General features: G+C 67.7%; 13 protein-coding genes and 1 tRNA gene. 11 read left to right on the top strand and 3 right to left on the bottom strand.

The annotated features are described in order from the left end of the window. Positions 1 to 73: 73 nt before the first annotated feature. Both Q4F73_RS08540 and Q4F73_RS08535 read left to right on the top strand, forming a co-directional pair. A complete protein-coding gene (locus tag Q4F73_RS08540; protein WP_303358930.1) occupies positions 74 to 481 on the top strand; it encodes a hypothetical protein in 408 nt (135 codons plus the stop codon). Continuing rightward, complete coding sequence (locus tag Q4F73_RS08535) at positions 481 to 1,071, top strand: HAD family hydrolase (RefSeq protein ID WP_303358929.1); 591 nt, start codon at positions 481 to 483, stop codon at positions 1,069 to 1,071. The genes Q4F73_RS08540 and Q4F73_RS08535 overlap by 1 nt, the downstream gene beginning before the upstream one ends. Here Q4F73_RS08535 and Q4F73_RS08530 read toward each other — a convergent pair. Together Q4F73_RS08530 and polA are read right to left on the bottom strand one after the other, a co-directional pair. After that, positions 1,040 to 1,282 carry a type II toxin-antitoxin system Phd/YefM family antitoxin gene (locus tag Q4F73_RS08530; protein ID WP_303358928.1) on the bottom strand — a complete coding sequence of 81 codons (243 nt, stop codon included), beginning with the start codon at positions 1,280 to 1,282 and terminating at the stop codon, positions 1,040 to 1,042. The genes Q4F73_RS08535 and Q4F73_RS08530 overlap by 32 nt on opposite strands. Next, the gene (gene polA / locus Q4F73_RS08525; RefSeq protein WP_303358927.1) at positions 1,282 to 3,972 is read right to left on the bottom strand and encodes a DNA polymerase I; all 2,691 of its coding nucleotides are present in this window, start codon (positions 3,970 to 3,972) and stop codon (positions 1,282 to 1,284) included. The genes Q4F73_RS08530 and polA overlap by 1 nt, the downstream gene beginning before the upstream one ends. 20 nt (positions 3,973 to 3,992) lie before the next feature. On the opposite strand from polA, the gene Q4F73_RS08520 reads away from it, so the two are divergent. After that, positions 3,993 to 4,069, top strand: a tRNA-Leu gene (locus Q4F73_RS08520). Between the two features lie 12 nt (positions 4,070 to 4,081). On the opposite strand, the gene Q4F73_RS08515 is transcribed toward Q4F73_RS08520, so the two are convergent. Further along, positions 4,082 to 4,924 carry a GDSL-type esterase/lipase family protein gene (locus Q4F73_RS08515; RefSeq protein WP_303358926.1) on the bottom strand — a complete coding sequence of 281 codons (843 nt, stop codon included), beginning with the start codon at positions 4,922 to 4,924 and terminating at the stop codon, positions 4,082 to 4,084. 62 nt (positions 4,925 to 4,986) lie between these two features. Between Q4F73_RS08515 and Q4F73_RS08510 the strand changes: the two genes are divergently transcribed. The 8 genes from Q4F73_RS08510 to Q4F73_RS08475 all read left to right on the top strand — a co-directional run. Beyond that, the gene (locus tag Q4F73_RS08510; protein ID WP_303358925.1) at positions 4,987 to 5,577 is read left to right on the top strand and encodes a 2-oxoacid:acceptor oxidoreductase family protein; all 591 of its coding nucleotides are present in this window, start codon (positions 4,987 to 4,989) and stop codon (positions 5,575 to 5,577) included. Then, positions 5,570 to 6,814, top strand: a complete 1,245-nt coding sequence (gene porA / locus Q4F73_RS08505) for a hypothetical protein (RefSeq protein WP_303358924.1) — start codon at positions 5,570 to 5,572, stop codon at positions 6,812 to 6,814. The genes Q4F73_RS08510 and porA overlap by 8 nt, the downstream gene beginning before the upstream one ends. 2 nt (positions 6,815 to 6,816) lie before the next feature. Further along, entirely contained in the window at positions 6,817 to 7,911 is a 1,095-nt protein-coding gene (locus Q4F73_RS08500; RefSeq protein WP_303358923.1) for a thiamine pyrophosphate-dependent enzyme, read from the top strand. Then, positions 7,908 to 9,539 carry an NAD(P)-binding protein gene (locus tag Q4F73_RS08495; protein ID WP_303358922.1) on the top strand — a complete coding sequence of 544 codons (1,632 nt, stop codon included), beginning with the start codon at positions 7,908 to 7,910 and terminating at the stop codon, positions 9,537 to 9,539. Before Q4F73_RS08500 ends, Q4F73_RS08495 begins: the two co-directional genes overlap by 4 nt. 65 nt (positions 9,540 to 9,604) lie before the next feature. After that, a complete protein-coding gene (locus tag Q4F73_RS08490) occupies positions 9,605 to 10,522 on the top strand; it encodes a DUF368 domain-containing protein (RefSeq protein ID WP_303358921.1) in 918 nt (305 codons plus the stop codon). After that, positions 10,522 to 11,412, top strand: coding sequence for an ABC transporter substrate-binding protein (locus Q4F73_RS08485; protein WP_303358920.1), 891 nt, complete (start codon positions 10,522 to 10,524; stop codon positions 11,410 to 11,412). Before Q4F73_RS08490 ends, Q4F73_RS08485 begins: the two co-directional genes overlap by 1 nt. Next, a complete protein-coding gene (locus tag Q4F73_RS08480; RefSeq protein ID WP_303358919.1) occupies positions 11,409 to 12,314 on the top strand; it encodes an amino acid ABC transporter permease in 906 nt (301 codons plus the stop codon). Before Q4F73_RS08485 ends, Q4F73_RS08480 begins: the two co-directional genes overlap by 4 nt. A 1-nt stretch (position 12,315) precedes the next feature. Then, on the top strand, positions 12,316 to 12,595 hold a 280-nt coding region (locus tag Q4F73_RS08475), incomplete at its 3' end, for an ATP-binding cassette domain-containing protein (protein WP_303358918.1).

Raw genomic sequence — 12,595 nt, 5'->3', positions numbered from 1 at the left:
GGCACCGCGATCTTCGTGGCGGAAAAGCGCTAGCCTGGCGGGTACCACAACCCATTAGGCAAGGAGAATGCGCGTGAACCTCAGCCCGGACATCACACCCGCCGGTGCCGGCTCCGTCTCGGACGGCACAATCCGCTTCGACCGCTCGCTGCCGGGTTCCGTCGAGGAGCTCTGGCAGGCCGTGACCGCCCGCGTCGACGGGGACACGGTCACCTACGACTTCGGGGAGGAGGGCCGCGCCACCGGCGAGGTCACCCACTCCGATCCGCCGCGCGCACTCGTGCACACCTGGAACTGGCCGGGCCTGCCCGAGTCCTCCGTCACCTGGAAGATCGGCGAGGGAAACATCCGCCTCACCCACGAAGGACTGGTGGGGGAAGAAGCGGTGGACTACGCCGTGGGCTGGCATCTCATCCTCGATGAGTTCGACGGAGTCGAGTCGGACCCGGCCGCCCTCCACGAGTACTACTCGACCCTGTGATGTACTGGCTCTTCGACATCGACGGCACCCTGGTGGATTCCACCCCGGCCGTCGAACGCGCCTGGCGCACGTGGGCCGCCGAGAACGATCTCGATGCCGAGGACATTCTCCGGGTCAGCCACGGTCGCCGCGCGAAGGACACGCTCGCGGACTTCATCGCACCCGAGCTTATCGACGCCGCCTACCACCGCCTCCTCGACCTCGAGATGGCGGACCTCGACTCGGTGGTGGCGTTGCCCGGGGCGCGCGAACTACTGGAGTCCCTGCCCCGCAATCGCTGGGCGGCAGTGACCTCCGGTGGGCGGAAACTGATGACGGCACGCCTGCGGGCCGCCGGTCTGCCGGTGCCGGAGGTCCTCGTCACCGCGGAGGACGTCGAGGTGGGCAAGCCCGATCCCGCCGGTTACCTGCTGGCTGCGCACCGCCTGGGGGCGGATCCTTCCGAGTGTCTCGTCGTCGAGGACGCCCCCGCCGGGCTCGAGGCGGGCAGGCGGGCCGGTTGCAGTGTCGTCGCGGTGGCCACCTCCCACTCCCTGGAGCAACTCGCCGGGTTCGAGGTCATCCCTGATCTGACGGCCCTGAATCCCTGACCTTGGCTTCGGCGAGGCTGTCCAGGAGATGGCGGGCATTGGCCGGGGAACGCATGAGATGGACAGTTTCCAGGAGTGACTCGTACCCACCCCTGGACATCAGTACGGCGTCTCCGCGGCGAGACGAGATCTCGACGACCGAATCATCGTCATTCACCTGAGTGATGAGGCGAAGAAAGCGCCTTCGTGCCTCACTGACGGGAATAGCCATCAGTGCGCCGCCTCATCCCAGTTCTCCCCGGCCCCGGCGGAGACCTCCAGCGGGACGCGCAGGGTGATGGCCGAGTCCATCTCGCGCTCGAGGATCTCGCGCACCTGCTCGAGCTCCCCGGGGGCGACCTCGACGACGAGTTCGTCGTGGACCTGGAGGAGGACGCGGGAGGTGACGCCGGCGTCGATAAGCGCGCGGTCGACGCGGATCATGGCGACCTTGATGATGTCGGCCGCCGTGCCCTGGATCGGCGCGTTGAGCGCGGCGCGCTCGGCGTTCTCGCGGGCGACGCGGTTGTCGGAGGTCAGTTCCGGCAGGTAGCGGCGGCGCCCGAAGAGGGTCGAGGTGTAGCCGTCCTTCCGTGCCTTCTCCACGACCTCCGCCAGGTAGCGCTTCACGCCGCCGAAACGCTCGAAGTAGTTCTCCATGATGCCCTTCGCCTCCCCGGCGGGGATGGACAGCTGCTGGCTCAGGCCGAAGGCGGAGAGCCCGTAGACGAGGCCGTAGGACATGGCCTTGACGCGACGGCGCAGCTCCGGGGTGACCTGGTCGATGGGAACGTCGAAGACGCGGGAACCGACGTAATTGTGCAGGTCCTCGCCCTGCTGGTAGGCCTCGATGAGCCCCGGGTCCTCGGAGAGGTGCGCCATGACGCGCATCTCGATCTGGGAGTAGTCGGCGGTGAGCAGGCACTCGTAACCCTGGCCGACGACGAAGGCGGAACGGATCTTGCGCCCCGCCGGGGTGCGCACCGGGATGTTCTGCAGGTTCGGATCGGTCGAGCTCAGCCGCCCGGTGGAGGCGACGGTCTGGTTGAAGGTGGTGTGGATGCGCCCGTCCGGCTGCACCGTCTTGATCAGGCCCTCGAGGGTGGTCTTCATCTTCTGGTACTCGCGGTGGGCGAGGAGATGATCCAGGAAGGGATGCGGATTCTTCGCGGCCAGCCCCTCGATCTCGGAGGCGGCGGTGGAATACCCGGTCTTGGTCTTCTTCGTCTTGGGCATGCCGAAGGTGTCGAAGAGCACCACCTGCAGCTGCTTCGGGCTGGAGAGGTTGAGGTTCGGGTCCCCGGCGAGCTCTCGCGCGGCCGCCTCCTCCTCCTTGACCTGCTCGATGAAGGTGGCCAGCTGCTCCTCGAGCGTATCGACATCCACCGCGATACCCGTCGCCTCCATCCTGGCGAGAATGCCCGCCAGCGGCAGCTCCAGGTCCGCGTAGAGCTCGTAGGCTGCGATGTCCTGCAGCCGGGCGGTGAGTTCCTCGGCGAGTTCCAGCACGGCTGCCGCGGAATCCACCAGCGAGGTGTCCCCGAGCAGGGAGAGTTGCCCCTCCGGCTCGCTGAGCTGGCGCTGCAGGTGCCGCTGGTAGATGTCCTTGAGCTCGTAGGTACGCTGCCCGGGACGCAGCAGGTAGGCCGCGATGGCGGTGTCGTGGGTGACCCCGGTGAGCTCCATGCCGCGCCCGGCGAACATGTGGAACGCGGCCTTCGACTCGTGCAGGTACTTCGGGTCCTGGGAGGCCAGCCACGTGGCCAGGGCCTTCTCGTCCTCCGGGGTGAGCTCGGCCATCTCGGCGCTCACCGCGTGCCGTTGCTGATCGACGATCGCCACCGCCCGCGCATCTCCCCTGTTCGGGGAACCGTCGCCGACGACATACATCGCCAGGCCCTGACCCGCGCGGGCGGGCAGCCACTCGGACAGCGGGGTGTGGTCCACGGTGAGCTCGGCAAGCTCCTGGGTGGGCTCCTCGACGGCACCCTCGGTGGGCACGGCGGCGAGGATCCGCTCGCGGAGGTTGGCGCCGAACTGGAGGTCATCGAAACGCGCGGCGACCTTCGCCACGTCGGCGGCGCGCAGCGTGAGATCATCCGGGCCCACCGGCAGTTCCATGTCGGTGAGCATGTGGGTGAGCTGTCGATTGAGCCGGACCTGGTCCAGGCGCTCACGGAAGCTGGTGCCGGCCTTGCCCTTGATGTCCTCGGCGTGCTCGAGGAGATTGTCCAGGGTGCCGTACTGCTGGATCCACTTGGTGGCGGTCTTCTCCCCCACGCCCGGGATGTTCGGCAGGTTGTCGGACGGGTCGCCGCGCAGCGCCGCGAAGTCCGGGTACTGGGCGGGGGTGAGACCGTACTTCTCCTCCACGGCCGCAGGCGTGAAGCGGTGCAGGGTGGACACGCCGCGCATGGGATAGAGGACGGTGACATCATCATTGACCAGCTGCAGGTAGTCACGGTCACCGGTGATGATGAGGGTCTCGAAACCGAGCGGGGTGGCGGCGGTGGTCAGGGTGGCCAGAATGTCGTCGGCCTCGTAGTTGGGCATGCTCAGCGTCTGGATGCCGAGATCACCCAGCACCTCCTGCAGGATGTCGACCTGCCCCTTGAACTCCGGCGGGGAGGCCTCACGCTGGGCTTTGTAGTCCGGGAACATCTCCGTGCGGAAGGTCTGACGCCCGACGTCGAAGGCCACGGCGACGTGCGTGGGCTGCTCCTCGGCGAGGATGTTCGCCAGCATGGAGAGGAAACCGTAGACAGCGTTGGTGTGCTGACCACCGGTCGTCGAGAAGTTCTCGGCGGGCAGGGCATAGAAGGCGCGGAAGGCCATCGAATGCCCGTCGATGAGCAGAAGGCGGTTGTTCTCAGTCACGCCTTCCAAGTGTAGCCAGGGGGATTGTCTGCGCGGGCCGCGCATGGATTACACTGATCCGGCACGCCCTCGTAGCCCAATTGGCAGAGGCAACGGATTCAAAACCCGTTCAGTGTGGGTTCGAGTCCCACCGAGGGCACCATTTCCCGGGGACTTACGCCTCGAGGGCTGCGGCGTTGTTGCGCGCCAGGGCCTCCGCCCCCAGATCAGTCGGGTGCAGGGCCATCTCGAAGGGCGGGCTGGTGAAGTCGACCAGCCCGGCGACGTAGCGTTCGTGGTCCGGGGCGCAGGTGTGATGACCTGCGGTAAGCGCATAGTTGTCCACGAAATCCAGGCCGTGGCGTTGGGCCCCGGCGCGTTGCATGTCGCGGATGGCCGTCTCCAGCTGCTGCCCCGGGAAGGGGATACCGAGGGGTGTTCCGGGAATGGTGTGGAGCAGGCACAGGGTGCGGCCGTCGGTGATCTGCGGGAGACCAGTGACGATGACCCGTGCGTCGGGCGCCGCGCTGCGGATGGCCTCCACGGCCTGTCCGAGATGATCGCTGAAACGATCCTGCATGGCGTCGCGGTCGCTGGAACGGGCCCCTTCCCGGTAGCCGTAGTTGCTGTAGTCATTGCCACCGACAGCGAGCAGCACCGCGCTCACTCCGGGGTGGAGATGACGGTCGTTGACGGCGGCGTCGATACGCTCGAGCACGCTGCGCGAGGTCTCCCCGTTGCACGACAGGTCGGTGACCTCCCGACCGGTGTTCGCCGCCAGGCGGCGCGGCCAGTTGTCCGGTGACTGCAGGCACCCGGTTCCGCCGCGGGGGTAGTCGGCGGGAACGAGCTGGGTCGAGCCCTCCCTGTCCTTGGCGAAGTTGAGGAACTGGTCCGGCGACGCGACATAGGAGTCCCCGAAGACGACGACCGGGCCCGTCGCCGCCGACGCGGTCGGGACGGCGGTCATGAGGGCAGCTGCCCATCCGGCAGCAAACAAGAGGTTGAACCTGCGCACGATCTCCAGCGTGCCACACGGTTACCGCACATTCGGCACCGTCGGCTCTTAAAGTAGGACCCATGGTCGAAGTACGCATTCACGGACGAGGCGGACAGGGCGTGGTCACCGCCTCCGACCTCATAGCGATGGCCGCCTTCGAGGAGGGTCGCCACGCGCAGGCGTTCCCCTCCTTCGGGTCGGAGAGAACCGGCGCGCCCGTGGTGGCGTACTGCCGGATCAGTGACACCCCGATCCGCACCCGCGAGCCGGTGCTGGCCCCGGACCTGGTGGTGGTGCAGGACCGCACGCTGCTGCCGATTCTCAACGTCTTCTCCGGGTTGGCGGACGACGGCTACGTGCTCATCAACTCCTCGAAGCGCAGCGCGGAACTGGGCCTGTCGGATCTCCAAGCGCGGCAGCCGGCGGGCCACTTCATGACGATCCCGGCCACCGACCTCGCCCGCGAGTACACCGGGCGCACCGTTCCCAATGCGGTCCTGCTCGGTGGTGTGGCGGCACTGACCGGCCTGTACCGGATGGAGTCGGTCTCGCACGCGATCATGGCGCGTTTCCCCGGCAAGGTGGGAGAAATGAACGTCGCCGCCGCCCAGGCCGCCTATGACCTGGTCATCTCGAAGCAGCAGGAGTCGAAGGAGTCAGCCCATGCTTAAGCAGATCGAAGGGTCCCAGGCGGTCGCCCAGGCAGTCGCGGCGTGCCGCCCGGAGGTCATCTGCGCGTACCCCATCTCCCCGCAGACCCACATCGTCGAGGCGCTGTCCGCCATGTGGAAGAAGGGCGAGTTGGGCACGTGCGAGTACGTCAACGTGGAGAGCGAGTTCTCCGCGATGTCGGCCTCCATCGGGGCGTCCGCCGCCGGCGCGCGTTCGTACACGGCCACGGCCTCCCAGGGCCTGCTGTTCATGGTGGAGGCGGTCTACAACGCCTCGGGCCTGGGGCTGCCGATCGTCATGACGGTGGCCAACCGCGCCATCGGTTCCCCGATCAACATCTGGAACGACCAGACCGACTCGATGTCCCAGCGTGACTCGGGATGGTTGCAGCTCTACGCCATCGACAACCAGGAGGCCGCCGACCTGCACGTGCAGGCCTTCAAGATCGCCGAGGAACTCTCCCTGCCGGTGATGGTGTGCATGGACGGTTTCATCCTCACCCACGCGATGGAGCAGGTGGACATCCCGGAACGCGCGGACGTCGATACGTTCCTTCCGCCCTACGAGCCGCGCCAGGTCCTCGATCCGGCCGCGCCGATCTCCATCGGCGCCATGGTCGGCCCCGAGGCCTTCACCGAGGTCCGCTACCTGGCCCACCACAAGCAGCTGCAGGCCCTCGACGTCATCCCGCGCGTGAGCGGGGAGTTCCGGGAGATCTTCGGCCGCGACTCCGGCGGGCTCATGCACCACTACCGGACCGAGGACGCCGAGACCATCATCGTCTGCCTGGGCTCGGTGACGGGCACCCTGCGCGACGTCGTGGACGAACGGCGCGGGAACGGGGAGAAGATCGGCGTCCTCTCGCTGGTGTCCTTCCGCCCCTTCCCGTCTGCGGCCGTGCGCGAGGCGCTGAGCACCTGCACCCGCTTCATCGTGCTGGAGAAGGCGTTCTCCGTCGGCATCGGCGGCATCGTCTCCTCCCACTGCCGCGCGGCGATGCGAGGTAAGCGCTTCATCTGTCACGAGCTCATCGCGGGCCTCGGCGGGCGCGACATCACCAAGGCCTCCCTGCACGCCTACCTCGACCGCGCGGTCGTCGACGACGTGGAGGACACCACCTTCCTCGACCTCGACCAGGAGCTTGTCGACGCCGAACTCGCCCGCGAGACCACCCACCGCCGCTCAGGCGCCATCCCGGAGAACATGCTCCGTGACCTGGCCGCCAGGGAGAACTGACCATGTCTGATTTCCGCTACACCACCGCGCTGCCCATGCCCAGCTTCCCCGCCACCGAGATCCCCGGCGACGAGGAGACGAAGTTCTACCAGGTGGGGTCGTTCGCCATCGGCAACCGCCTCATCGAGGACAAGCTGGCGTCGATCCAGTCCGGCCCGGAGCGTTTCAATTCTCTGACCTCCGGGCACCGCGCCTGCCAGGGCTGCGGCGAGGCGCTGGGCGCCCGTTACGCCCTCGACGCCGCGGTGGCGGCCACCGACGGCCAGCTCATCGCCTGCAACGCCACCGGCTGCCTCGAGGTCTTCTCCACGCCCTACCCGGAGACCTCGTGGAACCTGCCGTGGATCCACTCCCTGTTCGGCAACGCCCCGGCGGTGGCCACGGGCGTGGCGGCGGCGCTGAAGGCCAAGGGACGCGAGGACGTCCGCGTCATCGCCCAGGGTGGTGACGGCGGCACGGTCGACATCGGTTTCGGACCGCTGTCCGGCATGTTCGAGCGTAACGACGACGTCCTCTACATCTGCTACGACAACGAGGCGTACATGAACACCGGTGTCCAACGTTCCGGTGCCACTCCCCCGGCGGCCCGCACGGCCACCACCCAGCCGGTGGGCGCGGAGCCGGGCAACGTCTTCGGCCAGGGCAAGAACCTGCCGCGGATCGCCATGGCGCACGAGATTCCCTACGTCGCCACCGCCACGGTCGCCGACCTGCACGACCTGGAGTACAAGGTCTCCCGCGCCATGGAGCTCCGCGGGGCCCGCTACCTGCATGTCTTCGTGCCCTGCCCCCTGGGCTGGGGCTCGGCGTCGAAGGACACCATCAAGCTCGCCCGCCTGGCCACCCAGACCGGGCTGTTCCCCGTCTTCGAGGCCGAGTACGGCGACATCACCTCGGTGAAGAAGATCCGCCGTCCGGCACCGGTCGAGGACTACCTCAAGCTGCAGCGTCGATACGCGCATCTGTTCAAGCCCGGCGCGGACACCGCCGTCATCGAGCGCCTGCAGCGTCTGGCGGAGCGCAACATCCGCCGCTACAACCTCATCGACGAGGAATCCCTCGATGAGTTCGTCACGTTCGAAGGAGACGACAAGTGAGCACCGCCAACCTGGGCATGCCCTTCGCCATCACCCTGCAGACCGGTTCCTCGCTGGCCAACAAGACCGGCTCCTGGCGCAGCGAACGTCCCGTCTACGTCGACCTTCTGCCGCCCTGCAACAAGGCCTGCCCCGCGGGTGAGAACATCCAGGGCTGGCTGTACCACGCGGAGGAGGGTGACTATGAGGCCGCCTGGCGCGAGATCATGGTGAACAATCCTCTGCCGGCCGTCATGGGTCGCGTCTGCTACCACACCTGTCAGACCGCCTGTAACCGTGCGGAGGTCGACGAGGCTGTCGGCATCAACGCCATCGAGCGCTTCCTCGGTGACCGCGCCATCGAGGAGGGATGGCAGGTCGAGCCCCTCATGGACCCCTCGGGCAAGAAGGTCCTCGTCGTCGGTTCCGGCCCTTCCGGCCTGTCCGCCGCCTATCACCTGGCGCGCCTGGGCCATGAGGTCACCGTCCGCGACCAGGGAGAGAAGCCGGGTGGCATGATGCGCTACGGCATCCCCTCCTACCGCCTCCCGAGGCACATTCTCGACGCCGAGATCGCCCGCATCGCCGCCCTCGGCGTCACCTTCGAGCAGGGTGTCACCGTCTCGGACGTCGACGCCGAACTCGAGCTTTTCGACGCCGTCTTCACCGCCGTCGGTGCCCAACTCGGGCGCAACGTGGAGGTTCCCGCCGGGTCCGCCGCCTCCATCATGAACGCGGTCGACCTGCTGCGCGACACCGAGGCCGGTGCGGTGCCCCTGCTGGGCCGTCGCGTCGTGGTCTACGGCGGCGGCAACACCGCGGTGGATGCCGCCCGTACTGCCCGCCGCCTGGGCGCCACGGAATCGGTCATCCTCTACCGCCGCACCCGCGATCGCATGACCGCCCACGACTCCGAGGTCATGGAGGCCGAGGAGGAGGGCATCACCATGCGCTGGCTGTCCACCGTCAACCACGTCGACGAGGGCACGATCACCATCGAGAAGATGGCCATCGACGCCGACGGTAACCTCACCCCCACCGGTGAGTACGAGGACCTGGCGGCTGACTCACTGGTCATGGCTCTGGGGCAGGAATCCGATCTCAGCCTGCTGGAGCGCACCGAGGGTGTGGAGATCATCCGCGGGGTGGTCACCGTCGACGAGCAGATGATGACCGGCCGCGCAGGTGTGTTCGCCGGCGGTGACATGGTGCCCAGTGAGAAGAACGTCACCGTCGCCATCGGCCACGGCAAGAAGGCGGCCCGCTACATCGACGGGTGGTTGCGCGGTAAGGCCTACACCCCGGCGGTCAAGCCGGGTGACGCGACCCTCGACCGCATGGAGACCTGGTACTACTCGGAGGCCCCGCACCAGGTGCGCGAACGCCTCGAGGGGGCGCGCCGCGCCTCCACCTTCGACGAGGTGGTCCGGGGACTCGACGCCGACTCCGCGCTGCTGGAGGCCCGCCGCTGCATGTCGTGTGGCAACTGCTTCGGATGCGACAACTGCTTCGGGGTGTGCCCGGACAATGCGGTGACCAAGCTCGCCGCCGGTGAGTACGAGTTCAAGTACGACTACTGCAAGGGCTGCGGAATCTGCGCCGAGGAGTGCCCCTGTGGTGCGATCTCCATGATCCCCGAGGAGAACTGATGTGAGCGGCACCATCCTCCGGGCTGTCACGTCCTGCCCGGGGTGGTGCCGTAATGTGAGTGGCCATGACGACCACCCATCATTACCCCGCCAAGACGCCGCGCACCCCGTTGCACGTCCTGGCGAATGTCATCCGTGGCGGACTCATCGGCATGGCGGAACTCGTGCCGGGTATCTCCGGAGGCACCGTCGCACTCGTCGTCGGAATCTACGAGCGCGCCCTCAACACCGGTAACCAGCTGCTGCGCCGTGAGTTCCGGCGCGTCGACTGGGCCTTCCTCATCGCCATCGGTGTGGGCATGGTGCTGACCGTGTTCACCCTGTCCACGGTGCTGCACAACTTCGTGGAGAACTCCCCGGAGTACGCGCGCGCCCTGTTCCTGGGCATGGTCGCCGTCTCCATCTGGGTGCCACTGGCCATGATGGATCCCCGCGACCTGCGCCGCCGGGCCGGAATGGTGGTCCCGCTCTTCCTGGTTGCCGCAGCCGTCGGCTTCCTGGGCACCAGCTTCGTCTCCGCCCCGCGGGAGGATCCCTCCCTGCTCATCGTCTTCGTGGCGGCCGCTGTCGCCGTCTGTGCACTGGTGCTGCCGGGCATCTCGGGTTCCTACATGCTCCTGGCCGTGGGCCTGTACTCCCCGATCATGGGCTCGCTGTCCAACCGCGAGTGGCCGGTGATCTTCACCTTCATGGCCGGTGCCCTGGTCGGTATCGCCCTGTTCGTCAAGATCCTCACCTGGGCCCTGGAGAACCACCGCACCGTGACGCTCACGCTCATGGCCGGTCTCATGCTGGGATCGCTGCGCTCCCTGTGGCCGTGGCAGTCCGGCGACGCCGATCTGCTGCCCCCGGGTGACAACGTCCTCGCCGTCGTCGGACTCATCGCCCTCGGTGGCGGTGTCGTCGCCACCTTCATCATCGCCGACCGGGTGGCCAACACCCGCCGCGAGTCCGAGATCGTCGCCACCGAGCAGCCGGCATAATGCGCGGCCGGACACTGCTGGCGGCGGTGACGGTCGTGGCGTCGATAAGCATCTCGGGCTGCGTCACCAACGTCGAGGACGGCCACCCCGAGGGCTGGGAGCCGATCATCCCCGCCGAGGTTCCCGAGATCGCCGCGCTGGTACCGGAGTCGGTGGCGGCCGACGGCGTGCTGGACGGCGGCACCAATCCGCCGTTCGCCCCGTTCGAACTGAAGGATTCCGACGGCTCCATCATCGGCCTGGAGATGGATCTCGCGGCGGCCACGGCCGCGGTGATGGGCCTGGAGTTCCGCGCGGTGGAGCAGGATTTCGCCATGATCCTGCCCGCCGTCCAGGCCGGCACCCTCGACGCGGGAACCTCCGGGTTCACCGACAATGAGGAGCGGCGGGCGAACTTCGACTTCGTCAATTTCCTCTACGCCGGAATCCAGTGGGCGCAGCCGACAGGTGAGCCGGTGGACCCGAACCACGCCTGCGGGCTGACCGTCGCCGTCCAGCGCACCACCGTCTCCGAGACCGATGACGTGCGCCCCAAGTCGGCGGCCTGTGAGGAGGCGGGCGAGGAACCCATCACCGTCCTGTCCTACGACACCTCCGACAACGCTGCCCTGGCCGCGCTCATGGGGCGTGCCGACGCACTGTCGGCGGACTCCCCCGTCACCGCCTGGGCCGTCGAGCGTTCCGAGGGCGGACTGGAGCTGACCGGCGACATGTTCGACGCCGCCCCCTACGGCTGGGCCGTGCCGAAGGACTCCCCCCTCGGCCCGGCGATGGCGGCCGCGCTGCAGCACCTCATCGACACCGGCGACTACGAGCGCATCCTCGCCCAGTGGGGCGTGACCACCGGTCTCATCGACCGCGCCATGATCAACGAGAAGGAGATCGCATGAGCACCCCCGCTCCCATCCAGGCGAAACCGCTGCGGCACCCGGGCCGCTGGGTCCTCGCCACGATCGTGCTGGCGCTGTTCGCGTGGTTCGTCATCGGCGCGCTGCGCAACGAGGCCTACGGCTGGGACACCTACCGCGCCTACCTCTTCGACACCCGCGTGGCCACCGCCGCCCTGCACACCCTGGCGCTGACGGTGCTGGCCATGCTCATCGGCGTGGTGCTCGGTGCGACGCTGGCCGTCATGCGCATGTCCCCGAACCCGGTGCTGCGGGGCGTGGCCTGGGTGTACCTGTGGGTGTTCCGCGGCACGCCGGTCTATGTCCAGCTGGTCTTCTGGGGCCTGCTCGGCTCGCTGTACCAGTCCATCAACGTCGGCTTCGCGGAGATCGACCTGCAGACCATGCTGCAGAACGCCTTCCTCCTCGCGGTCCTCGGCCTGGGCCTCAACGAGGCCGCCTACATGGCCGAGATCGTCCGCTCTGGCATCTCCTCGGTTCCCGAGGGCCAGATGGAGGCCTCCAAGGCCCTCGGTATGAGCTGGACCATGACGATGCGGCGAACCGTCATGCCGCAGGCCATGCGCATCATCATCCCGCCGACGGGCAATGAGCTCATCTCCATGCTCAAGACGACCTCACTCGTGGTGGCCGTGCCCTACACGCTCGAGCTCTACGGCCGTTCCATGGACATCGCCGCCGCCCTCTTCGACCCGGTGCCCATGCTGCTGGTGGCCGCCACCTGGTACCTGGCCGTCACCTCCCTGCTCATGGTGGGCCAGCACTACCTGGAGAAGCACTTCGAGAAGGGTGCCCGCCGCGAACTCACCGCCCGCCAGCTGGCGGCACTGGCCGATGCCGAAGGTACAGTCCCCGGCAACGTCTCGGTTGTGAAGGAGAACTGACATGACCAACCTCATGATCGACGCACAGCAGGTGTGCAAGTCCTTCGGCTCCCTCGAGGTGCTCAAGGGCATCGACCTGCAGGTCCCCCACGGTGAGGTCACCTGCCTCATCGGCCCCTCCGGCTCCGGCAAGTCGACCTTCCTGCGGTGCGTCAACCACCTGGAGAAGGTCACCGCCGGGCGTCTCTACGTCGACGGCGATCTCATCGGATACCGCGAACGCGAGGGCGTGCTGCACGAGATCTCCGAGAAGGACGCCGCCCGCCAGCGCGCGGACATCG

The organism is Corynebacterium sp., assembly GCF_030535495.1.
Taxonomy (GTDB): domain Bacteria; phylum Actinomycetota; class Actinomycetes; order Mycobacteriales; family Mycobacteriaceae; genus Corynebacterium.
Note: the sequence above shows the minus strand (reverse complement) of the source record. Positions and strands in the feature narration are given on the sequence as shown.